We start from the raw sequence: 23,447 nt of genomic DNA, 5'->3' as shown, positions 1-23,447 counted from the left end.
CATTTTATCACCTTATTTCATAATCTCATGTTTTTTTGATATCTTTACACATATAATCAACTGTAAAATTGTTATTATTATATCTACTATAAAAAATATTAATAGATGCTTGTCCATTTACTTTACCTCCCTTTATGAAACTAATTTTCTATATGAATATTCAACATCAGTTTGAGCTACCTTTGCATATACCCTCAATGTTAATCCAACATCATTATGCCCTAGTATTTGTTGAATAACTTCAGGTTTCATCCCACTTCTTAAAGCAAATGTAGCCATTGTATGCCTAAATGTATGCGGAGTGATTCTCATTTCTATATTAGCCATCTTTTGCATTTTATTTACAATTACTTGATAACCACGATTATTTAATTTTTTATAAGGCTCTGTATTAATTGATTTTTTATTTGGAGCTTTTGAAGAACAGAATAAATATTCGCTGATTATTCCTTGCTCCTCACGTTCTCTAAGATAATTAAGTATTGACCTTTTACATCTTTCTGTAAAATATACTCTTCTTTCCTTATTTCCCTTTCCTATAACTAATAAAGTCTTATGTGTCATATCTAAATCGCTTACCTTAACATTACCAACTTCAGCTACTCTACAACCAGTTGATAAGAAAAATTCTAATATTGCTCTATCTCTTCTACTAAGAATACAATCCCTTAACATTTCGACTTGCTCTTCAGTCAATGGTTGTTTTTCTCTCTTTGGTTCTTTTACAGGCCTAATAGAAGAACATGGATTCTTAATTATAAATTCTTCATTTTGAAGCCATGCAAAGAATAATTTAATAGGTGTCATAAATGTGTTCATTCCAGCAGCACCCTTGGTACTACTTTCTGCATACATGAACATTTTAATGTCAGCACTTGTAATCATAGATACTGGCTTATTGAAGAATTTGCATAATTTTCTTAAGTTATAGCTATAATTCTTTAAAGTAGCTACTGATAAACCTTCAAGCTTTTTAGTCGCTAGGAAATAGTTTACCTTATCCTCAAGATCACTTGTCACTAATGCTGTTTCTTTTGTAGTAACCTCATACCCATATAAAACTTCTTCTACTAATCTTTTTATTTCTAGTTGTCTTGGTAGGTTAACCTCTAGCTCTGGAAACTCCATTGTTAATTTACCTATTAATTTTACAGTTACTTCCTCATTGCAATTTCTATAGTTTAAGTTTTCCATGTTCTTCTCCTCCCTAAATATTAATTGAATTTGATTATCTTATGAGAATAGAAGTATGTAATTATAATTAAATTTACTCCTATTCTCTATTTTTTGAATCATTCACTATAATATTTTACATTTTAAATACTCTTCCAGTTCAGACGGAACTTTAAAGAATCCAATATCTTTAACCTCTGACACTACTATTTGTGTAACTTTATCGTCTTTTATATAAGGCTCTGCTTTACTTTTTAAAACGTCTACGCTATTTGCAATAAAACTATTTTTGACTACTGCATCCTTATATACATCTGCTCTATAATACATTCTCTTCCTCCTGGTTTTGAATTGTGAGCTAATTCTTTATTAAAATTTCTTCAATTTCTTTTAAAGTTTTAGCTTCGCAAATAAATTCTCCACTTTCTTCATTTACACAAACCCAAGCCATAGCCTTTAATAAATAGCTATACTCTTTCCAAAATGCAACTTTATATTTCTTTTCTAATTGCTTTCTTTTTGCCATTTAAAACTCCTTATTTGTTTCGCAATAATTTCAAATTACGCATAAAAAAATACCGCATATTCATTTTGAATAATACGGTATTATCAATGTTTTTATATTAATAAATTTTCACTATATTACAAAAAGTATCCTCAAAAAAATTATCTTCTAAGTTACAATATTTTATTATATCATTTTTCTCTAAATCTATATTCATTAAAATATCTTTCTTAGTAAGAATATTCTCTTCAATTAACAGTTCAATAACATCTTCAAATAATCTAGGCTTTTCTAATACAATTCTATCATCTAATGGTTCTTTTTTTCTCCATTTATTAAAGCTAATTCTTTTTTGAAAGTAAATATACTTCTCCTCTGAAATCACCCCCAAATCTTTACATTTTCTAACTAATAGCTGTATTGATACCTTCCATTTTTCCTTTAATTCTATAAATCTTTCAAAACCTAAAGAGTAATCTTGTATATCTTCTAAAAAAACTTCACTCGGATATAAAAACTCTGATGCAAACAAATCAGCATCTTTCTCTATTATTTTGTCTTCAAATTCATCTATTTCTATATTATCATGTAAAATTAAATGTCCTAGCTCATGTGCTAAATCAAATCTGCTTCTAACTGCACACTCTTTATTACCACTTATAAAGATATAATTATTATCTATCTTTTGAGAAAATGCATCTGTTTTATCTTGATCTATATATTGTCTACTTATTATAAATCCATTTGCTTGTAATATATAAGCTAAATTATCTATTGGTTTATTACCCAATCCCCAATGTTCTCTTATTTTTTTACATACCTCTATTATAGTTTCTTTTTTATAGTTATAAGTACCATGTTTTAATATATCACTTAAATCAGGTAAATTTAGACTAGGAAGTTTAACATATTGTTCAAAATATTTTACAACTTCTTTATCAAAAATATTTATTTCTTCTCTTAATTGCTCTTTAGTCTTTTTAGGAATATCTTTACTCCTAAAAAAAATCACCTTATCACTATTATTTTCTGTTGGAGGCTTATAAAAGAAGCTTAAAGGTAACTCTAAAATCTCACTTATTTTTAAAAGATTAGCTGTATTTAAACTTATAGTATCCTTTTCACAATTAGATATAGCTTGTCGTGTTACCCCTATCTTTTTCCCTAACTGTTCTTGTGAAAATCCTCTTAAGATTCTACCTTGCTTAATCCGCTGCCCATATACTTTTCTTTCTGATATACTCATCATATACCTCCTGTACTATCTAAGTATGTAGTACAAAATATTATTTTAATCCTATTATTCCTTTAAGGGATTCGCCTTTATTTTCTTCTATTTTATCTTTTAATGATTTATCTTCTGGAATTATTTTATTCTCCAATTTAATAACTGGAATATCCACAGTATGAACTATATCATTGGCATTATCACTTAAAAATACAACCTGCATATTTTCTAAAGTATTATCACTTCCTAAGCTATATGCAAGTATTCCATAATATTTTGCACCTAAATTTACTTTTAATTCATCTAAATCTTCCTCTAAAGTACGATTTAGAATTTCTATTTGTGGTGTTATCCCTTTATTCAACTTAGAATATTGCTTCATGTAATCCTTTGGCTTTTTCCATAAACTATCAATATTTTTTGTAGATTTCATAGTCAACATAATATTTTTCACTTTTATTACTGGTATTTTTTGTGCTAATATTACATCTGCACTAACTCCAGTAGGCCAAAGCTCTTTTTTATTACAAATTACATTCCCAATCTCTCGAATTTTAGAAAACCCCTTAGATGCTGGATATGTTTCTATTTCATATCTTTCATCTAACTTTTTTTTGTTTTTATCTTTTAATATACCTATATCATATACCATATTTAAATATTTACGAAACTCTAAGTTATTAAGTGTTTCATTAATTTCATTAATATTATCTTGTAAATGTTCTTTGCTATTAATCATATTATCACCTTCTCACAAATTAATTATATCAATAATAATATGATTTTTTTCTATTTTTGTCAACTAAATAAATCTTTTTACCATAATTTTAATAGTAAAATCATTAAAGCTTATTTTAATACCGTATATCTTTATTCAATTTTCAAAGATCAAATTATTATAAATTCTCTAAAACATTAATTTCAAATTGTTCGCTTTAAATTTTTATGAATTAATCTTCTTCATCCACATGATCTAAATACTCATTTAATGTTATTGGAGTAATTAAATTTTCATCTATTTTAAATTGAGATGCTGTTATTCTTCTTCCTGCCTCAACTAATTCTTTATACTGATTTTTAGGAACATTATAAGTTGTACAATTTACTTTAACACAACTATAAACCTCTGTTGGATTACCATATTCATCTTCCCCCCAACCAGCTTCTTTCTCTACCCTGTAACATAATCTTATTTTCAATTTCAATTCTCCCTTCCTTCGCTAATTTGCAACTATTCAGTTATTGCTCTATATTTATTTCCATAAATAAAATTACTTCTTTTGTCTTTAGTTAATAACCCAATTTCTCTACTTGTCATTGGAGGCTTGGTTGATGCAGTAATTAAATCCCATCCACTTTTCAGCCTTCTATGAAATGTTCTCTCTGAAATCCCATTTTTAAGTGCTAAATCTTTATATTCTTTAGGATATTTTCGACTTGCTTCACAAGCTTTCTTTGCTTGTAATCTTCTATTCTGTAACGGTTTAGTTGCCGCAATCTCTATATCAAGCTTTAAAATATTAACTCTATATTTAAAAGTACTGTAACAAATTCCGTTTTTTCTAGCTATATCAACCCATTCTTTAGGTAATCTATTAAACTTTAAAGGCTTCTCATTTAATGCTCTAAATTTTGACCACCCTAATCTTCTAATTCTAACTTCTAAACATTGCTTACTTATTCCATTCTTCTCAGCCATTTCATATTCAGTTGGAGTAATATAAAAATCATACATAACCTAAGCCTCCTTGTCCCAAAATTATTACCTAAAAGGCATATTCCCTTCATCAATTGGTTCTTCTACCCCAAATCCCATTCCTGTATCTTCTGATTGATTCCATGTTCCTGAATTACCTTGATTATTATTTGAATTCCCTATAAATTCAAAACCGTCTAATGCAACATCAGTCGTATAAATCTTATTTCCTGCATTATTCTCATATGAGCCTGTTCTAATACTTCCAGTTATAGCTACTTGTCTACCTTTTAAAACATATTGAGCTATAGTCTCTGCAATCTTTCCAAATGCTACACAATTAATAAAATCTGTTTCATCTTTCTTGTAAGGTCTATTTACTGCTAATGTAAATCTGCATACTGCAGTTCCTGTTCCTGGTGCATATCTTAGTTCTGGACTTTTAGTTGTTCTTCCTATAAGTACTACTTTATTCATTTATCTCTCCTTCATTTTCATTTATTGCCTTTCTTATAGCTTCTTTAGCACTATAACCAGCAAAATAATATTTAACTGCTTTCTCTATTACCTTCATATCTAAATCAATCATAATAATCCACTAACCTTTTTATATTTTTCTCTCTTATTCTCCAACTTTTCGTTCTTTTAGCTATCATTTGAAATTTTTTTCTTGCTCTTTCTCTTGGATCTATAGCCTTTTGTTCTACAAAAACCTTTTCTTCATTTTCTGATATTAGATTTAATCCTATTTCATTTTCATCTTTATTTTTACTTTCTCCATACCAACTACTCTTAAAAAATTTAAATAAATTTCTCTTTATTTTTTCAAACATCATATCACCCTTTTAATCTTTATCTTTCTAGACAAAATACTCTTTTTCATATACATTTCCTATAATTTTATCTTCTGCTGTTTCAGAAAATAATGGTACTGCTCTTTGTTCTTCTTTATTTTCAATCCACCATTGACATTCATCTAAAATAACTATTCCTGTTATCTCTTCATCTCCTGGTACTGCTGCTTTTCTCTCAACTATAAAGCCTTCGTAAATATCTCTTCCTGTAATATCTTTCTTTCCTGAATATAAAACTGGCTTTAAATGTCTATTATTAACTGTTCCTTCTGCTACTCCATGACTATTAAATGTTTGTACTTCCCCATCTCCTGTTATGCTATAACCAGTCCCACTTATAAGCCTTTTTCTGTTCTTATCATAAATTTTGAATTTTATCTCTGCCATAACGTTCTCATCTCCTTTTAAAACATTCTTTGCTGTCCTGGTATATTAATTCTTAGTCTTTTAACATCTTTTACAGCTTTATAAAATTTATTTCTCCCTTCTACTTTAGATATTTCTATCAATCCTCTATTGCTTAGATCTTTAAATAATTTATTCACTTGTGCTTTATCTTGTATGTTTAATTTTTCTTGTATTTGAGTTTGAGTGTGCTCTTTTATATTTAAAGCTAGTAAAATTCTAAAGCTCTGTCCGCTTATATCTAAAGTTGTTAAATAATCTATATATTCAGTTTTCATTTTTACTCCTTAATTTAGTAGGTAATTTTATCTATATATGTAGAGTATTTAGTCAACTTATTATCTTCTATCTAATGATGCAAATCTTTGATAGTTGCCAAACCACCCTAACTTTATACTCTTTACTTCACCATTTCTATTCTTTCCTACTATAACTTCAGCTATATTCTTATCTTCTGATTCTTTGTTGTAATATTCATCTCTATAAAGCATTAATATAATATCTGCATCCTGTTCTATTGAGCCTGATTCTCTTAAATCAGATAGTATTGGTCTTCTGTCAGCTCTTGCCTCTGGTGCTCTTGATAATTGTGATAATGCAATAATTGTTACATCTAACTTTTTGGCCATCTTCTTAAGCTCTCTTGATATCTTCGCTATTTCTTGCTCTCTAGAATAAGATTTTTCAGTGCTCTCTATTAGTTGTAAATAATCTATTATAACTACATCAAGCCCCTTTTTAACCTTTAAATTTCTACATTTAGCCTTAATATCTGTTAATGATGTTGCTTTATCATCAATAAATATTTTTCTATTACTTAAATCAGTTGATGCATTAGCTATTTTTAAGAACTGTTCATCAGTTAATTTTCCTGTTTTAATAGCACTAAAATCAACTAAACACTTTGCCGCTAATAGTCTTTCCATTAATTGATCTCTTGTCATTTCTAATGAAAATATTGCAACACTACTTTCTCTTGATGCATATTGCCCTATATTAAGTGCAAATGCTGTTTTCCCCATTGATGGTCTAGCTGCAGTTATTATAAAGTCACCTTTTTGTAATCCCGATATCGTTTTATCTAATTCTTCATATCCAGTAGAGACTCCTAAGATTTTCCCTCCATTTTGATAATTTTGCTCAATTCTCGTTAATACATCATTAATAGCTTTGCTTATATCAACTATTTCACTTGAATCTTTAGAATTAGACACCTTGTACACATTATCTTCAACAAAACCTATTAGATTATCTAAATCTTCGCCATCATAACATTTACCAATAAGCTCTCTTCCTGTCTTTATTAATTTTCTTCTATCAGATTTTTCTTTGATTATTTTTATATATCCTTCAACGTTAGCTCCATAAAATCCACTACCTGCAATATCACTAATATAAGAAATCCCACCACAGCTTTTTATATCTCCGTTATTTTTAATTTCTTCAAGTAATATAACAACATCCACTTCGCTATCTCTTCTGGATAACTCTTTAATGTTTTTATAAATTTGCTTATGTCTATCCCAATAAAAGTCATCTACACTTAAAATATCTTCAACCTCTTGTATCTTACTAGGAATATTTATCATGCTAGAAATTAATGCTTGCTCAGCTTCTAAGCTACTTGGTAATTCTCTTAATACATCTTCTCTCATAATTACATGTCCTCACTTAAATTAAATATATATTTACTCTCATGAACTTCACTATTCTTAGTATTATCATTCGCTTTACTGCCAGCTTCTATTGCGTCATCTAAGTAATCCTCATATCTACCATTAAAGAATGTTGAGCCATTAAGTATAAATTGCTTATCTTTACCTTTAACCTCATCTGAATATTTTTTAACACATTCAGCAAGAACATCTTTCCCTAAAGTTTCTAGTAATTTGGGTATTTTCTTCATTGCTTGAGCTTTACCTTTTTTATTCGGATATAATTCCCAAATATCTTGTGCATCATTTGCACTATATATATTAATATTTGTATTATTATATATTGTATTATTCTCTTCACACTTTTCCGAATACCCTCTGTCGGTTTCTCGAATACCTCTGTCGGTTTCTCGAATACCTTTTTTTACTCTTAAAATTCTTCTTTCAATTGAATTAGTACCTTCTTTATATTTATATGAAATTGTGAGCTTGCTTTTTCTTTCTAAACTTTTTATTATTTCTGAGCATCTATTTTTAGATAGTCCGAAAAATTCTGAAAAATACTCATTGCTCGCATAGCATCCATTATTACCATCTAAACTATCTATTTCTACTAGAAATATCTTCTCTTGAATTGATAGATCTCTAGTTAACCAAATTTCCTTTGGGATCCATATTCCTTTGAAATCTCTATCCATTTCTAATCTCGCTATAGTTATTTTTTTTCATTTCAATATTAACAAGTTTATTTAATTTATTACTAATCTTTAATGTTTTCTTGCTTCCAACTCCATAAATATCAATATATTTATGGAGTTTTTCCCTTAACTTTTCCATTTTCTTTTCACCTCTTAATTACTAAATTGCTATTTTAGCCAACTTAAGTCCTTCAATAACACCTAAAACAAACATTTTTTCTTTATTAGACAAATCATCGTTGACTTTTTCTAATAATTTTTCTATTTCTTTTTGTTTATTAGTCATATTTAAACCTCCTTCGATATTTTATGATTAAATCATAATCGTTTTTCTATTAAAAGTCAATCGTTTTTCTATAAAATATTAAAAAACGATATTTTTATTGATTTTTAATCAGTTTTGGATTATCATTATTTATGGAGGTTCAATTATGAATAAAAGATTGAAAATTTTAAGAACAGAGTTAGATTTAAGCCAAGCGGAATTCTCTAATAAGTTAAGTATTGCTCAATCCACATATGCAGTTTTGGAAAGTGGTAAAACTTCATTAAGAGATAGACATATAAAGTTAATATGTTCTACCTTTAATGTAAATGAAGAATGGCTTAGAGAAGGTAAGGGTGATATGTTTGTAACAAATATAAACCAACAACTTGGAGTTGAACTTACTAAAATATTTAACAGAGGTGACAATCTAACGAAAAAATTGATATTAGGCTTATCAGAATTAGATGAAAATGAAATTGAAGTTGTGAAAATATTAGTTGATGGTCTAATAGAAAGAAAGAAGCAGTCTTAATTAACTGCTTCTTTTTTTATTCAATCTATTTGTTTCATCTACCATTGATTTTATAAAAATTAAAACATCTAAATTTTGCACATATTTTAGATTTTCGATTATTTCTAATTTTATTTTTTCTTTATTTCTTTCTTCCATAAAACGAACCCCTTTGCATTTATTACTAAAAATTATATATTAACTCGAACGTTTGTTCAAGTTGAATCTATATTTGTATTATACATCAAAAACGTATTCCTGACAGGAATATTTCGACATGTTTTTTACAGTTGTAGTAAATGTATGTAATTTATAAAATCTATTGTCTATTTGTAAAATTTAAATAAAATATTATGTATAACTTCTTGTTAATTGCTCGAAATGTAATATTTATTGTCGTAAATTTATTAAGCATAAAAGGTTATTGCATGATACAAAAGGCTCGATTTAATAAAAAATTAACCCAAAAGGAATTAGGTTCATATCTAGGAATAAGCCAATCATATGTTTCTAAGATAGAAACTAGAAAAACTAAATCTCTGTCCGTTAGTAAAATATTAGACCTATCTTTAATATTAGAGTTAGACCCTGTAGAAGTTTTTAAGTTTATAGCTAAACTATAGAATTATTGTTTCATAATGAAACTTTTGAATGTTAATTGTTTCGTAATGCAATATTATAAACTTTAACTCACCTATAGCCTATAATATTCTTTGGAGGGATATTATGAATATAGGTGAGATTATAGCAGAACTAAGAATGGATAAAGATATGAATCAAGAAGATCTTGCAGCTGTACTTAATATTTCTAGATCAACATTAGCTAATTGGGAAAGTGGAAATAGGCGGATTGATATAGAAACATTAGTTGTTATAGCAAATTATTTTGAGGTTAGTTGTGATTACCTTTTGGGAAGAACAAAACATAAATATAATTTTGCTTTAGAGAATGAAAAAAATGTAGATGCCATTATGGGTATATATGAAACTTTAAAAAAATACAAAATAGAAAAAGAATAAAGTGTATCTTAAAAATAATTAAGATATGCTTTTTTTATAGCATTTAAATTGACTACAAGGCATTTTAAGAGCGTTTGTTATTTAAAGGTATCTTTATTGGCATTAGACATATATCAAGCCTGTACTCCCTTAAAGAAATATTTAAAGCTATAGCATAGAAATGAATGGAATGATGTTTATATCTACAATTACAATTTAATACATAAAAATCACCTATATTATAATATAAATATTTTCTATTTCTAATTTATCTATTTCATATATTTATATATTTTAATTTATATATTTTAATTTATATATTTTATATATTTATATATTTATGTATGCGATTTTCGCATAGACCCCCTATGCGATTTTCGCATAGACTACTATGCGATTTTCGAATAGACCCCTATGCGATTTTCGCATAGACCCTCTATGCGATTTTCGCATAGCTAAGCTATGCGATTTTCGAATAGGGGTTATGATGTGTGGATAAGCTGTGGATAAAATAAAATAAAATTTAATATTGACATAAAATGACTTACAAGGTAACATTAAGTTATACCCATGTTACATTACTACTTAGGGAGGGTGAGAGAATGAATGATAGTATAGATAATCGTAATATAGTGGTCGACTTAGATAAAGCTAATTTATTTGTTCCTTATCATATTGCATTGATGGAACAAGAAGCTTATACAGGAACTGAGAAAATGGTATATTTAGCATTAAAAAGCTTTGCAATTAACTCTAGTGCTTGTTATCCATCTCAAGCTAAAATAATGAAAAGAGCCAATATAAAAAGTAATAGTACTTTAAGTTTAACTTTAAAGAGCTTAGAAGAAAAAGGTGTAATTACTATAGTACCGGAATTTGATGAAACAGGTAGAAGAAAAAGTAATACGTATTATCTATCAAAGCTTAATCACGAAACAGGACTATTTATTACTGAAAGTTTAGAATACATAAAAAGAAAAAAGATGGTGGCAGATGCCCAAGCTAAACAGTTGAAGCAGGGATCAAGAAAAGGCGTAAAAAAAGTTATATAGGAGGCTATTATGAGTGATATCAAAAAAAATATTATTAAGATTAATGGAGAAACTTTAGTAAGTAATGACTTTATAAGAAATCCTAATTTAACTGGTAATGAAAAAATGATGTATTTAATACTAGCTTCTCATTGTCCGCAAGGATCTAATAGGTGCAACCCATCAATAAAAAGGGAATTAACATCTGATAGTGGTATGAGTTCAAAGACTATAATAGCGTTGTTGAAATCATTAAAAAACAAAGGATTAATTGAAATAGAAAAGAATACAGATAAATTTGGCGGACAATTGACCAATTCATATATTCTTAAATAATTATAGGGAATTAAGTTGGGCTAAACAGATAAAAAGAGAATCTTGGTATTCTCTTTTTTTATATTATGCAGAATAAGTTGTGATGTTAAATAATATCTTGTGATATTAAATAATATTATAAGATATTATTTGATATTGACATATTGTTCCTAATAGAATATAATTTATTTTGTAAATAATATCAAATAATATTATAAGATATTAAATAATTACAAATAATGTTACGGGGAGATGTGTATATTATGAAGATTGCAATTGATTTAGGGAACAGAAATATTAAATTAGCCTATAAAAAAGGAGATAAGGTTGAGTTTGATAGCTTTCAATCTAGATTTACCGACGAAGAACAACAAGATTATTCAAGTGCAGAAGTTGTTGAAATTGGAGGAGTTAAATATTCCATAGAGCAAGGAAATTATGATTTTGAATTTAATAAAACAGAAAAGGACTACTTACCTTTACTATTATGTGCTATAGCTAGAGCTACAGAAGATGAAGAAATAGAAATAATGATGGGAGCACCAGCAGAACATGTTAGTGGATTAAGAGATATATTTAAGGCACAATTATTAAATAAAGAATTTAAATTTAAATATAGAAATAAGGAGAGAAAAGTCAAAATAACTAATATTGGAGTTATAGGAGAAGGATTTGCTTCATATTTTGCGATTCCAAGAGCTATTAGAAACACTAACGGAAACTTAGGAATAATTGATATTGGAGGAAGAACTGTTAATATAGCTACATTTATAAATGGTAAACAAGATAAGGTTTGTACTTTAAATTTTGGATTATTAGATTTAAAAAATAATATATTAAGTGATATAAAGCGTAGTGGGAAAGACTATAATATAAATACTATAGAAAATTTACTTGATAACGGAAGAATAGAAATATCAGATGAAGAAAAGGAAGGTTTAATTAATAAAATTATAAATGAAGCTAAAATCTATAAAATAGATATAGATCTGTACACATGGTTCTTAACTGGTGGAGGTTCTATTGATTTAGGAAGTGTTCAATTAGATAAATTCTTCGGGAAAAACTGTATGTTAAAAGACTCTTTATATTCTAATGTTTTAGGATATTATAATTTCATGTTAGCTAAATGGGGTGAATAAATTGAGTAAACAAAAGACTAGAATAATGAAACCAGTATATTTTAATCTTGATGATGAAAAGGAAAAGGAAATTAGTGATTGGCTAGATAGTAAGTTTTCAAGCTTTGGAGGGTTAGTAAAGGATTTACTTTACTTACAAATGCTTCAGGAAAAAGGCCTTGTTCAACGTGTTGATGTTCCTGTACAAAGTAATTCTGAAATGAAGGAAGTAGAGAATATAGAAATAGAATATAATCATAATTCTTATTGTAATTCAGATGAAGCTAATGACTACCCATGTTAATGTATAAAAAATATATATATTGGAAATAATAAAAAAGAAAGGATAAACTTATTTAAGTATCCTTTCAAAAAATGTTTATTGTATTAGGTTTGTGATTGCACTTATATGCTCACTTGTTAAAGCTGAAGACTTTAAGTAGTGGTAAATAGCATGGAAGTCATTCGCAAACTTTTTATTTTTTTCTTTTTCTAAATTGCTTTCTAAAAAATTTCTAATAGCTAAAACTTTACTTCTGCTTAATTGTTTATTTTTTAGCTTAGATCTTATTAATTCTTTTAGAAATAGAAGTTGTATTTCTTTATCAACTTTTGTGAAATTAAATGATATATTTTCATTTTTTATTTTATAGTTGTTTTTCTTTTCTTTTAGCTGATTTATGTAGTATAGTTCTGGCTTCATATGATTGCATGATATTACTTCTTCTGCTGTATATTTTTTATAGGGAATATGTTTTCTAATACCTGTCCTGATTAGAGTAGGTAACATTAATATAACTGCTTTTATTAGCAGAGCTCCTATAAAGATGGTTAATAAGTTTGTCATTTTATCATCACTCCTGTTTTTTATTTCTTCTACCCTTACGGGATAATGTTCCTCCTTTCATGCCTCATGGCGTGCCAATCGGTTAACCTTTCGACTTTTCGTCTATAGATTTACTAATAATGTTTTGAATAGATTTTATGAATGTTTTGTATAGGTGTTGTCTTTGGATTTGAAGTTTTATATTATAATATATGCTTTGTTATTTGATTTAGTACAAGATATTGTATGTAAGAATATTACCCAACAAACCTATAGGTGCTAAGCTAGTAATAGCCTAAAACAAAACCCCCAATAAAAAGATATTGAGGGCGTGAATTATGAAAATAAATGAGTTGATAAATTATCATAATTTAAATCAGTATAGATTATCTCAAAGTTCTTGCTATTGTATCTTACTCCAGGAGTTGGACGAGCAACTATTAGGATAGGAAATGTCCCCTCGCATTTAACTTCTAGTTCTTTATCTCTATAAAGTTTTTCGTATAGCTGGAATTTAGTATTTTCCGTATAATGAGTATAATCAACTTCTAAAATAGTAAAATATTTATAACCATCTTTTTTGAATATTACAAATGCATCAGCTCTTATTATTCCTTTAAGGTATTTTGGTTGCATTTTAACTTCTACTATTTCACAATCATTAGCTGCTAAAAATTTTAAGTAATCTAATGTTATTAAATCATGGTCGCTTATCTTTTTATCTAATATAAAGACTTTTTCTTTACTATAGTTAGATTTATAACTTTTTACTAATCCCATTTTATTTTCAAGGTCTGATAGTCTCCTTCTTGCATTTTCATATGATTTATTAAAAAATAAATATTGAGCTTGTTTTATAGTTATTCCTCTATATTGTTCTATATGTTTTAATATTAGCTTATCTCTTTGCATTAACATTTAACTCTACCTTTCCTTTCACTTTTTTTATTTTCTTTTATTTCATTCTTAGTTTCCTTTTCTGTTGCAGCTTCTAAGAAAATTATTTTATCTTTATCTAGATCTATTGGTGTGTGAGTAAACTTAACTTCTTCTACTTCTAATTTTTTTATTTTTTGTTGTGGTTTATGTGGTTTATTTGGAACTATAATTTCTTTTACATACTTTTGTAGTATTTCATAGTTTTCATCCATTGAAGGGACTTTCACCATATCTAGCCCTTGTGAACCAAAAATTAAACATTCTCTTTCTTTAAGCTTAACTGCACCTGAATCTTCTATTATATTTTCACTATCTCTTTTAGAACGCTGTCTTAATGTTATACAGCACATTTGTGATTTGACCTCACTATCAATATTTGCGACAGTACTTCTTTGGGTAACACTAAGGAAATGTACTCCTGCAGCTCTACCAGCTTTAACAATAGTTAATATATTCGTCCAACATTTATTTTTTAATTGTTTAATTTCTTCATTATCGCTTTCTTTTGCTATAAAGAATGATATTTCTTCTATTACAAAGTAAATTCTTTTTAATTTATTTTTGTTATTTTTATTGTAATGACTTAAATTTTTATAGCCTTGTGAATTAAACTTGCGGCATCTTTTATCAACTTTTTTAGCTACTTTTTCTAGCATTATGCTTACTTCTTCTAAGGTATTACCAACAAACTTTACAGGTTTGCAATTAGAAAATTGACCTATTTCTCCTTTAATAATTTGACTTATATATAAATCTATACTGTTAGAATTGTTATATATCAAATTTGTTAATATTGAAGATAATAAGAATGTTTTCCCTGTTCCTGTCATTCCCCCTATAAGTATGTGTGGATCCTTTTCTATATCTATAAAAAAATTTTTTTCACTAAAATTTTTACCTATAAAAATTAAATTGTTTGGTGATTTTACTGGAATAAAATCATAATTTTTTAATTCCTCATTTATTACTTCTATTTTAATTAAATCTGTGAATCTTATATCTTCTATTGTTATAATTCCTCTTAAGGAGCTTTCTAGGGAATCAATATGTTTTTCTAAATCTTTATAACTTTTACCTGCTGGAGATTTAACTGTTAATTCCACTCCATTTTTTATTGGCTTATTTTTTATAATTTTAAAATTAAGCTTTAAGTTGGCCATTGTTTTATTCCATCTGTAAGCAGTTATGTTTAATCTGTTTAATAAATAACTACTACCTTCTTTTGCTAAAATAACCCCACCAGTTATTAGGGATAAGCTAATTAAATCCATAAATACAACCTCTTAAAAAATATTTCATACTACATTTTATGCTACAGTTTAAAAATAATTACAGTTGGGAAAAATAAAATTTGAGGTGATAATTTATGATGGGTAGAACTCATACGGCTATCGGAATAGCTATAGCAATTCCAGTAATAAAATATTTAGATTTGTCTTATATTTCTATGGCTGGTGCTATTGTAGGTTCTGTGGCACCAGATTGGGATTTATATTTAGGTATAAAACATAGAACAATAACACATAGTTTATTGTTTTTATTAATAAGTAGCGTTTTAGTTGGAATATTTAATATAGATATGGCGATATTGTGGTTTATAGCTTATGGATTACATCTTATAGCGGATAGTTTTACAAAGATGGGTGTACCTTTCTTTTATCCATTTGTTAAAAAAAAGTATGGAGCAAAGCTTATTTATGCTTCTGGAGCTGAAGATCTATTTATTTTATTAGTTGCCATCTATATAATTTCAGAAATGATAAAAATTAAATAAATTTAGTATTTAAAATATAAAACTGCGTATTTTATCCTAAAAAACTGCGTGATTTATCCGAATTGCTATTAAATTATAATGTTTGTTACTATTAAAGCTAGTAAACAAGCCATTCTTATAAAAAACTTCGCTTTTTCAGAATTGTGCGCAGTTTTATTTTTGCTTTAATAAATTAATTATTAAACGTAAAAAAAATAAAAAAGGCTAGAGAATTTAATCTCTAGCCTTAATAATTATAAATTTAATAATTTTCTCCAAGTATTTTGACCAACAATCCCATCTACTGAAAGTCCTCTAGTCTTTTGAAATTCTCTTACAGCAGAATGAGTTCCACTTCCAAAGATTCCATCTACGCCATTAGTAGAATATCCAAGCTTAACTAATTTCTCTTGAAGTAACTTAGTTATATTACCACTTGCACCTTTTCTCATAAGTGGGCACCCAGCTAATGTTGCTGGTCCAGCTATTCCATCAACATTTTGTTTTGAAAATCCTTGGTTATTACATTCCTGTTGTAATCTTCTTACCCAATCATCACCTTTAATTGTTGCAGTAGATTGAGTTTGAGATGTAGATGATGTATTTGTATCTACTGCTGGAGAACTAGATATATGATTATCTAATGCATCTACTATAGCCTTTGCAATTGCTTTATATCCAACTTGAAGATACTTATTTGCATCTTCTGTATCTACAAAACAAACTTCTATAAGCATAGATTTAGCTATAGTCTTTCTAATTACATAAAGTCCTGTACCAGCTTTAACACCTCTATTATTAAATCCTAATGCAGCTATATTATTACAAACATCAATAGCATCTTGGTATTGTCTACCTTCATAAGTATAAACTTCTACACCTTTACCACCACCAGCATTGAAGTGAATTGCAATAAACCAGTCTAAATCTTCTCTATTAGCTTGTTGTACTACTAAAGATAAACTTTCTGATGTAGTAGGAGCATAATCTACAGTGCAATTATAAATTGTATTTCCTCTTTCCTTTAATAATCTTCTTACTTCTTCTCCAACTAATCTAGTATGTTCTCCTTCTTTTATAATTCCCACTGCTCCTGTTCCAGCTCCACTTAATGTATGTCCATCATTTACTCCGATTTTCATTTTTACATTCCTTCTTTCTTTAATATATTTTTATAAATTAAAAGAACAGGATCTACTCCTGCTCTTTACTTAACTCTTTCTTTTCTCCATCTTTAAGTTGTACTAATGCATCTTTTAATTTCTCTGGTATAGGTAATCCTAATCCAGCACAATTTTCTAATAAACTAATACCTTCGTTAGCTATGTAGAAATAGCATATAAGTGTCCTAAATACCCATGTTCCAGTATTTAATAGCCTATCTAGTAATACTGCTACTATTAAAACAATAAATATAACTGTTTTCCTCGCTATACCTTTAAGTCCTATATCGGAGCTAACTTCTTTATTTATCCATGCTCTTAATACTCCAGTTGCATAATCTAGTGCCATAAAGCACACAAGAACAATAAGAGCAGTGTCCCATGTACCGAATAACCAAGTTACTCCCGTTCCTATTGCTGCTACAATAATTTTAAAATAGTTTAATAAGTTTTCCATTTTACACCTTCCTTTTATTTTTTGTATTAAAAAAGAAGCTAGATTTTACTCTAACTTCTTACTTTATTTGTTTATTTTAAGTTTTTAATGCAATACAAACGTGCAGTATTGCATTGGATTTGAAGTCTTTATTTGCGACGCCACTATCTCTCGTCTGCTTTTAAATTTTACGAACAATATAAATCTTGTCATTGGGTTGAACCGAAAGGTTCTTCTTTTTTATTTAATAAATATTCATAAAATATTTATTTGTATTTTTCATATAATATTAATGCAATATGTACACTCATTGTGGTAAATTTTATACACATATTACATTAGACTCTGTTCTATTACCGAAATTATGAATGGAGTCTATTTTTATTTGCCTCCAATTTATCTATTTCTTTATTCAATAATCTTCTAACATATTCGCTTCGGGAGATAGCAAGCTTTTCAGTTTGCTCGGTTAAAAATCTATCTTCATTGTCAGTCAATCTTACTTTTATACTCTTATCTCTAGCCATTTTTCCCCCCCCTACTAATCCTCTTCCGAGCACTGATAAACCATTTTATCATCTTCAAAACCTAATCTAAATATATCAGCTCTAGAAGTTTTACTAAGACGTTCTCTATGAGTGATTTCCCAATATTTCTTATATTCGACTATAGACACTACAAAAAAATCACTATTTTTCATATACTCGAAATCAACATTATCAATTCCTATTTCTTTGATATTTCTAGCAAGCTTTATAGTAGCTTCTTCTATACTTTTACTCATTTCTAAATACATATTTATTACCTCACTTTGTTTTATTTATCTTATATACTTATTGTACTCCAACCGGAGTGCAATGTCAATATATATATATTATAAATAACTTTCCATATTCCTTTTTTATTTCATACTATTTTTTAATTTTTGTACTAATTTAGTATGAACGTAATAAGAAGCTTATTAATCAATTACGAATTAAAAACTCTCTAAAGGAACCCTTTTCCAATAGTTGTCATTAACACATAAAAATAAATAATTATCATTGTGTGCAAATTGTCCTCTTACCCCTTCGGTTGTTGATGTAGTTATATTTTTATAAGGTATCATTAACTTTTCAGTAATTTTAAGAGAACCATTCATTATTGCTTCTTTTTGTTTTATTTCAAAACCTTCTTTAGGTTTATCACTTCCAACTCTTGTGATACCAAATGTACCACCTCCACCTTCTTCCCCTTCAACTTCTGGACTTGGTGGTGCAAAAGTAAAGATACAAGTTTCATTAACAGCATTTTTCCCAATAAGTACAGTATATCTATAAGTTCTTGGTCTATTCCAACCTTCAAAAATATGACCACCCCATTGATGACCACCCTCGGTAGAATACACACAATCGGGACTCCAACGACTATATTTAGCATGAACTGAAAACATAGAATCAGTTTCAAGTGTTCCATGTACATAATTATAAATAGGAACTTCTGTATGTTTACTCATACCATAGCTATATTGTGCTGATTGCCATTTATCCCAATTCGGATTAGGTACAGAACTCATTGAAAAATTACCTAGAGAATGCGTTTTTACATATTCACCCATATGACTATATATATCATTTTTTAAACATTTTAAAACATTTCCACTAAATATATTTTCGGTATTGTAAAAATGATTATTAGGAAATTTAGTTAATAAATTATCTATTATATTTTTAGGTGGTTCATTATTAAGTTCAAAAATCTCTGTTAAATTTAAAAGCACCCCATTAGAATACACCAAACTCTTGCCATTTTGAGTATCATTGTCGGGGAATATAGCATTTATAGATACATTTAAAGAAGTACCTTTGTGATGTAATAACGAATCTGATAATGATAGTTCATATTCCATATTTGAAATAGGATTTTCTATTTCGTAAGTTTTTTGACTTCCACTATTACCATTAATGGTAGCTTGAAGTTTAATACACCCTTCTCCTATAACTTTAGCTTTAACTTTAAAATATAAAACTTGTTCATTTCCTGGTACAAATTCAGTAGTAACATATGAAGTTAACTTGGAACTTGTCCCAGTACCACTAACGGTAGTTTCTGTTGCTCCCCACATATCATTTTTCATTCCACTTAAATAATTTCTAGCCAATAAAATAATATCTTTTTCTAAATTATTGACAGTATTATCTAGTTCTTTTACCTTTACACTTGTTTCTTTTGCGTTAAATAAATTTATGCTCCCAAAATAATTTCCTTCGTAATTTAAAACTCCTTCAAATTCGTCTAAAGTAGGTTCATTTCCTGCTCCATACACTTCTGTTAAATCAACAATTATAATATCTCTCAACTTAGTAACTATACCAGTAGCACTTTCTCTATCAGAAAAATTTACTGCTATCCCATAATTAATGCTTTCAGTATAATCGCTTGGAATTTCAATGATTTTTGAAAATTTATTATATATATTCCCTATAACACTTGAATTATCAAGTATATTCATTGTATTAGTACCACTTTTTAATCTTAATCTAACTCTACTTATATTATTTCCTAGAACATTATAGTTATAATTAACATATAATTTATGTCCGTTTAACCCTTTTATTTTAGTATCATAATCTGCATAATATTGATTACTCCCCCCATAACCACTACCTATTCCAGTTATTAATAACTCGTTGTTTTCTGTAGATAAATTAGAATAAGAACAACTCCAATTATCTATGTTATCTAATTTATAATTTTTAATTTTATTTGAGATTATATATGTTGACTTTTTAACTTCATCATCAAGTTTCTCTCCAGTAATTCCTCCATCTTCAACACCTAACTTTAAATCTGGACTTAACTTTTCTTGTGTTATGCTTCCATCTGCTATAGTTAAATTAGCAATAGTACCATCAGCTATCTGCCTATTTATTTCTTCCTTAGTCACTCTTTCGAGTACCTCAATAGTAGTACCTTTATTCGCAATAGTATCCAATTGTTCGTCAATTTTTTTTACTTTTGTAAGTAAATTGACTTCTCCATCTCTAGCTGCAGCTATTTCATTTTTATAATTATCATATTCATTAAGAGATGCTAGTCCATTTAAAAGTGCTGAAAATTCATTTGTTGATACAATAGCATTTTCAGAATTAATACTTTTCTTAACATCCATATAAAAGACATTAGTTGTTAATTTTTTATCCCCTTCAATAACCATTAATTCTAACTTTAAAAGCCCTGGTACTGCAAGCATTTGATTTGTAAGTTCAAGAGTACAATATCCTTTAACCCTGTCATTTATAATTAAATCATTAAAAACTTCTTTACCATCTGGTTTAGTTGCAAAAACCTTCACACTTCTATTTTCTAGACTAAAAGGAATAGCTCCATCTAGCAATTGAAAAAGCAAGAATCTACTTTGAGTATCTCCTTGCTTGGCTGTTAAAGTATCATATAGATTTCTATTTATATCTAACTTAACTATTTTCGTATTCATAATTAACCTCCTCACTTAAAGGTGCTTCTTCTGTTTTAAATTCTTTTCTTAAAAGTGAAATATCAATAGATATTTCAATATTCATTATCAACTCTCTATCTGTCTCTATTGTAAATCTAGTATCTTCTTCACTAGTTATTGAGTAATCCCCAAAACCTTTCTTAGCTACCCCTATTATTCTGTAATTACACCCTTTATACTTATTGGGAATATTTAATATTATTTTATTCCCTATACTTCTAATATCTTTATAAATATATCTTATTGTATCTTCTTCGCAGGATTCTAAAGCTGTAACACTTGCAGCACTTCTACTATCTAAATTTGCATAATTATTAGTTAAATTTGAGTTTTGAATATTAATATTATGCAAAGTATATCCTTTAAAATTCCAATTCCCATAACTCTCAAATAAATCTCCTGTTCCAGATGGAGGTGATTCATGGATTTTTAATCTTGTTTTTAAAGCGGTTCCTGATTTATAACCAAATTCAAGTCCATTATCTCCATATATGCCTAAATAATTCCCTGATAAATTTACAAGTTGATGATCTACATCTGAACCCTTTATATTTAAGCTATTTTTTAAAAATATAGGATCATATATATATATACCTGCATCAGAATAAGGAAGTCCTGCAGCTGATGGTATACTAACTGGCACGAAATAAGTAGCAGCTCTTATAGTGCCATCTTCCTTTTGATATCCAATCTGAATATAATCACCATAACCAGTTGTGCATATACTTAAACCATTTTGATTTCTGTCTTTTGAAAAAGAAGTAGCTATTATTTTAGCTACTTCTTCCATGCCATTATTAGCAGAATTAGTTGTTACTTTAATTCCACCTTTATCAATGCTTATACCTTCACTACCATTTGTATGTGTTAGAATTAATTTTCCATCAATTAGTTTTAATACATCAGCGAAATTAAAAGTGCCATCATCCATATTAATCCATGTCTTTTCATTCATGCTCATTAACATTCCGGATTTAATTCTATCTGCTAGCATTGTTCCTGCTACAATAAGATCTGCAAAGAATCCTTTTCCAGTTCCGAATGTTCTCCAATTCCAATCTCTATTATCTGGAGTTCTTTCACTTGCAATCATGAATCCCATAGTACCGTAGCACATTGCCCCATAAGTTGGACTTTCTGGATCTAGATCCTCACAAAGTAATGCTCTTACATCCTGCTTTTGTGCTATGTCCTTCATGGCTCTCATTTTTACATTAATAGCATTTAATACACCAGCAACTTCAACTGCATTTACTGTTCCATCTGCATTTGTTATTTTATCTAATGTAGATTCAACACTATTTTGCTTATCAATATCATTTTCAATATAATTACCTAGTGTTATAGTTTTATACTTTTCCTTTATACAGTCATAAGTAAATTTTATAACTCTAGTTTTTATATCTATTCCAATATCAATATGCTCAACCCCTACAGTATCACCTAATCCTGTAGTTAATATATCTTTGTAATCCTCATATTTCAATGTATTTTCTAACTTAGTAACTTCTAAATCTAATTGATATAATAGCTTGTCTAATCCATCATTAAATAATTCTCTTGCAGCTTCTCTCAATGCTTCCTGTGCTTCTTCTAAAGTGTCATAGCCTTCTTCATCTTCTGGACTTTCTTTTACTTTAATATGGTCAAATTTAACTACATCAGTTTTAACTTTTCTATATTTATTGATTAATGGTGATTCTACATAAGTTTCAGGAATTGTAATACCATTAAATCCAACTGGTATTATTCTAGTAATGATACTATCAATATTAGAGTTTTCATTTAAATTAATTAAATCTCTTCCATATTTAAATGTAACTCCATATTCTCCACCGGTTCGATTATTCATATATACATTAAAATTATCTACATCTAATTCACCACCCCACTTATTTATGAATGAATTTTCATCATCTGAAATAAGTGCTTCATTAGCTATATGTTTTCTAATATAATGTGCTGTATTGATTGATACAATATCTGAATGTCCTATAAATCCTGTTCCTGCAAGCATTTTATTTAATGCTTCTTCCCCATTACAGTTTGTTGGTCTACAATCAACTAAAACCTCACTTGCCAAATCAAAAAAGATATGCCTAGCTTTACATTTAACACCTGTCATACCTTTATCTTTATCATAGATATAAAATAATTGTCCTTCTTTCTTCCCTGGATAAGGAACTCTAATAATATTATCTTCCTCTATATACTTCCATCTACCAAGCTTATCATATGGATGTTCTAATGTAACTTCAATCATTCCATTTAGTTCTACTTCAAGATCACAAAGTGAAGGCTTTAAAACCATATCACCATTAAAGTCAAAATTTGTGTTGGTACTCTTATAAACTTCAATCAATTTTAAAACCTCC

General features: G+C 28.0%; 33 protein-coding genes. 8 read left to right on the top strand and 25 right to left on the bottom strand.

Translation table 11 applies throughout. The annotated features are described in order from the left end of the window. Positions 1-132: 132 nt before the first annotated feature. The 15 genes from HCG76_RS14460 to HCG76_RS19160 form a co-directional block, all read right to left on the bottom strand. The gene (locus HCG76_RS14460) at positions 133-1,194 is read right to left on the bottom strand and encodes a tyrosine-type recombinase/integrase (protein WP_221699146.1); all 1,062 of its coding nucleotides are present in this window, start codon (positions 1,192-1,194) and stop codon (positions 133-135) included. A gap of 105 nt (positions 1,195-1,299) precedes the next feature. Next, positions 1,300-1,503, bottom strand: a complete 204-nt coding sequence (locus tag HCG76_RS14455; protein WP_042401638.1) for a hypothetical protein — start codon at positions 1,501-1,503, stop codon at positions 1,300-1,302. Between the two features lie 28 nt (positions 1,504-1,531). Next, positions 1,532-1,699 (bottom strand): hypothetical protein, encoded by a 168-nt coding sequence (locus HCG76_RS14450; RefSeq protein WP_221699145.1) that lies wholly within the window; start codon positions 1,697-1,699, stop codon positions 1,532-1,534. Between the two features lie 97 nt (positions 1,700-1,796). Beyond that, entirely contained in the window at positions 1,797-2,924 is a 1,128-nt protein-coding gene (locus HCG76_RS14445) for a helix-turn-helix domain-containing protein (RefSeq protein WP_221699144.1), read from the bottom strand. A 40-nt stretch (positions 2,925-2,964) separates the two neighbouring features. Further along, the gene (locus tag HCG76_RS14440) at positions 2,965-3,645 is read right to left on the bottom strand and encodes a hypothetical protein (protein WP_221699143.1); all 681 of its coding nucleotides are present in this window, start codon (positions 3,643-3,645) and stop codon (positions 2,965-2,967) included. Positions 3,646-3,856: 211 nt separating this feature from the next. Then, entirely contained in the window at positions 3,857-4,105 is a 249-nt protein-coding gene (locus tag HCG76_RS14435) for a hypothetical protein (protein WP_221699142.1), read from the bottom strand. Positions 4,106-4,137: 32 nt separating this feature from the next. Continuing rightward, positions 4,138-4,641 carry a hypothetical protein gene (locus HCG76_RS14430; protein WP_221699141.1) on the bottom strand — a complete coding sequence of 168 codons (504 nt, stop codon included), beginning with the start codon at positions 4,639-4,641 and terminating at the stop codon, positions 4,138-4,140. 27 nt (positions 4,642-4,668) lie between these two features. Then, positions 4,669-5,079 (bottom strand): single-stranded DNA-binding protein, encoded by a 411-nt coding sequence (locus tag HCG76_RS14425; protein ID WP_221699140.1) that lies wholly within the window; start codon positions 5,077-5,079, stop codon positions 4,669-4,671. 104 nt (positions 5,080-5,183) lie between these two features. Continuing rightward, a complete protein-coding gene (locus tag HCG76_RS14420) occupies positions 5,184-5,435 on the bottom strand; it encodes a hypothetical protein (protein ID WP_195989963.1) in 252 nt (83 codons plus the stop codon). A gap of 27 nt (positions 5,436-5,462) precedes the next feature. Continuing rightward, positions 5,463-5,843 carry a YopX family protein gene (locus HCG76_RS14415; RefSeq protein WP_221699138.1) on the bottom strand — a complete coding sequence of 127 codons (381 nt, stop codon included), beginning with the start codon at positions 5,841-5,843 and terminating at the stop codon, positions 5,463-5,465. Positions 5,844-5,860: 17 nt separating this feature from the next. Beyond that, on the bottom strand, positions 5,861-6,139 hold the full coding sequence (locus HCG76_RS14410) for a MarR family transcriptional regulator (RefSeq protein ID WP_195989965.1): 279 nt from the start codon (positions 6,137-6,139) through the stop codon (positions 5,861-5,863). Between the two features lie 60 nt (positions 6,140-6,199). Next, positions 6,200-7,516, bottom strand: a complete 1,317-nt coding sequence (gene dnaB, locus HCG76_RS14405) for a replicative DNA helicase (protein ID WP_221699137.1) — start codon at positions 7,514-7,516, stop codon at positions 6,200-6,202. 2 nt (positions 7,517-7,518) lie between these two features. Continuing rightward, positions 7,519-8,214, bottom strand: coding sequence for a helix-turn-helix domain-containing protein (locus HCG76_RS14400; protein ID WP_221699136.1), 696 nt, complete (start codon positions 8,212-8,214; stop codon positions 7,519-7,521). Then, positions 8,207-8,353 (bottom strand): aspartyl-phosphate phosphatase Spo0E family protein, encoded by a 147-nt coding sequence (locus HCG76_RS14395; protein WP_221699135.1) that lies wholly within the window; start codon positions 8,351-8,353, stop codon positions 8,207-8,209. The genes HCG76_RS14400 and HCG76_RS14395 overlap by 8 nt, the downstream gene beginning before the upstream one ends. A gap of 21 nt (positions 8,354-8,374) precedes the next feature. After that, positions 8,375-8,500, bottom strand: coding sequence for a hypothetical protein (locus tag HCG76_RS19160; RefSeq protein WP_260458025.1), 126 nt, complete (start codon positions 8,498-8,500; stop codon positions 8,375-8,377). A gap of 145 nt (positions 8,501-8,645) precedes the next feature. Here HCG76_RS19160 and HCG76_RS14390 point away from each other — a divergent pair, with 145 nt between their 5' ends. Then, positions 8,646-9,014 carry a helix-turn-helix transcriptional regulator gene (locus HCG76_RS14390; RefSeq protein WP_221699134.1) on the top strand — a complete coding sequence of 123 codons (369 nt, stop codon included), beginning with the start codon at positions 8,646-8,648 and terminating at the stop codon, positions 9,012-9,014. On the opposite strand, the gene HCG76_RS14385 is transcribed toward HCG76_RS14390, so the two are convergent. Beyond that, on the bottom strand, positions 9,015-9,152 hold the full coding sequence (locus HCG76_RS14385; RefSeq protein ID WP_221699133.1) for a hypothetical protein: 138 nt from the start codon (positions 9,150-9,152) through the stop codon (positions 9,015-9,017). A 269-nt stretch (positions 9,153-9,421) separates the two neighbouring features. Here HCG76_RS14385 and HCG76_RS14380 point away from each other — a divergent pair, with 269 nt between their 5' ends. The 6 genes from HCG76_RS14380 to HCG76_RS14355 all read left to right on the top strand — a co-directional run bounded on the left by HCG76_RS14380 (position 9,422) and on the right by HCG76_RS14355 (position 12,763). Next, on the top strand, positions 9,422-9,616 hold the full coding sequence (locus HCG76_RS14380) for a helix-turn-helix domain-containing protein (protein ID WP_221699132.1): 195 nt from the start codon (positions 9,422-9,424) through the stop codon (positions 9,614-9,616). Positions 9,617-9,719: 103 nt separating this feature from the next. Beyond that, positions 9,720-10,013 (top strand): helix-turn-helix domain-containing protein, encoded by a 294-nt coding sequence (locus HCG76_RS14375; RefSeq protein ID WP_195989972.1) that lies wholly within the window; start codon positions 9,720-9,722, stop codon positions 10,011-10,013. Between the two features lie 581 nt (positions 10,014-10,594). Beyond that, positions 10,595-11,044 carry a helix-turn-helix domain-containing protein gene (locus tag HCG76_RS14370; RefSeq protein WP_195989973.1) on the top strand — a complete coding sequence of 150 codons (450 nt, stop codon included), beginning with the start codon at positions 10,595-10,597 and terminating at the stop codon, positions 11,042-11,044. Positions 11,045-11,053: 9 nt separating this feature from the next. Next, positions 11,054-11,359 (top strand): helix-turn-helix domain-containing protein, encoded by a 306-nt coding sequence (locus tag HCG76_RS14365; protein WP_195989974.1) that lies wholly within the window; start codon positions 11,054-11,056, stop codon positions 11,357-11,359. Between the two features lie 242 nt (positions 11,360-11,601). Beyond that, on the top strand, positions 11,602-12,480 hold the full coding sequence (locus tag HCG76_RS14360; protein ID WP_195989975.1) for a ParM/StbA family protein: 879 nt from the start codon (positions 11,602-11,604) through the stop codon (positions 12,478-12,480). A 1-nt stretch (position 12,481) separates the two neighbouring features. Beyond that, the gene (locus HCG76_RS14355; protein WP_195989976.1) at positions 12,482-12,763 is read left to right on the top strand and encodes a hypothetical protein; all 282 of its coding nucleotides are present in this window, start codon (positions 12,482-12,484) and stop codon (positions 12,761-12,763) included. A gap of 75 nt (positions 12,764-12,838) precedes the next feature. Here the strand turns inward: HCG76_RS14355 and HCG76_RS14350 are convergent, their stop codons facing one another. The 3 genes from HCG76_RS14350 to HCG76_RS14340 form a co-directional block, all read right to left on the bottom strand. Continuing rightward, positions 12,839-13,306 carry a hypothetical protein gene (locus tag HCG76_RS14350; RefSeq protein ID WP_221699131.1) on the bottom strand — a complete coding sequence of 156 codons (468 nt, stop codon included), beginning with the start codon at positions 13,304-13,306 and terminating at the stop codon, positions 12,839-12,841. 315 nt (positions 13,307-13,621) lie between these two features. Then, the gene (locus tag HCG76_RS14345) at positions 13,622-14,203 is read right to left on the bottom strand and encodes a hypothetical protein (RefSeq protein WP_195989978.1); all 582 of its coding nucleotides are present in this window, start codon (positions 14,201-14,203) and stop codon (positions 13,622-13,624) included. Then, positions 14,197-15,495, bottom strand: coding sequence for an FtsK/SpoIIIE domain-containing protein (locus tag HCG76_RS14340; protein WP_221699130.1), 1,299 nt, complete (start codon positions 15,493-15,495; stop codon positions 14,197-14,199). Before HCG76_RS14340 ends, HCG76_RS14345 begins: the two co-directional genes overlap by 7 nt. A gap of 95 nt (positions 15,496-15,590) precedes the next feature. Between HCG76_RS14340 and HCG76_RS14335 the strand changes: the two genes are divergently transcribed. Next, complete coding sequence (locus tag HCG76_RS14335) at positions 15,591-15,998, top strand: metal-dependent hydrolase (protein WP_243281565.1); 408 nt, start codon at positions 15,591-15,593, stop codon at positions 15,996-15,998. A gap of 233 nt (positions 15,999-16,231) precedes the next feature. On the opposite strand, the gene HCG76_RS19155 is transcribed toward HCG76_RS14335, so the two are convergent. The 6 genes from HCG76_RS19155 to HCG76_RS14305 all read right to left on the bottom strand — a co-directional run bounded on the left by HCG76_RS19155 (position 16,232) and on the right by HCG76_RS14305 (position 23,434). Next, a complete protein-coding gene (locus HCG76_RS19155) occupies positions 16,232-17,119 on the bottom strand; it encodes a peptidoglycan-binding protein (protein WP_260458024.1) in 888 nt (295 codons plus the stop codon). Positions 17,120-17,171: 52 nt separating this feature from the next. Next, complete coding sequence (locus HCG76_RS14325; RefSeq protein ID WP_221699129.1) at positions 17,172-17,597, bottom strand: phage holin family protein; 426 nt, start codon at positions 17,595-17,597, stop codon at positions 17,172-17,174. Positions 17,598-17,938: 341 nt separating this feature from the next. After that, positions 17,939-18,103, bottom strand: coding sequence for a plasmid mobilization protein (locus tag HCG76_RS14320; RefSeq protein ID WP_221699128.1), 165 nt, complete (start codon positions 18,101-18,103; stop codon positions 17,939-17,941). A 14-nt stretch (positions 18,104-18,117) separates the two neighbouring features. After that, entirely contained in the window at positions 18,118-18,372 is a 255-nt protein-coding gene (locus HCG76_RS14315) for a hypothetical protein (protein WP_221699127.1), read from the bottom strand. A gap of 180 nt (positions 18,373-18,552) precedes the next feature. Then, complete coding sequence (locus HCG76_RS14310; RefSeq protein WP_221699126.1) at positions 18,553-21,051, bottom strand: BppU family phage baseplate upper protein; 2,499 nt, start codon at positions 21,049-21,051, stop codon at positions 18,553-18,555. Next, positions 21,032-23,434 (bottom strand): phage tail spike protein, encoded by a 2,403-nt coding sequence (locus tag HCG76_RS14305; protein ID WP_221699125.1) that lies wholly within the window; start codon positions 23,432-23,434, stop codon positions 21,032-21,034. The genes HCG76_RS14310 and HCG76_RS14305 overlap by 20 nt, the downstream gene beginning before the upstream one ends. Positions 23,435-23,447 lie beyond the last annotated feature (13 nt).

The sequence above is a fragment of the Clostridium sp. K13 genome (assembly GCF_019734195.1).
Classification (GTDB): domain Bacteria; phylum Bacillota; class Clostridia; order Clostridiales; family Clostridiaceae; genus Clostridium.
The sequence above is the reverse complement of the archived record's forward strand: the minus strand, read 5'-3'. Positions and strand labels throughout refer to the sequence as shown.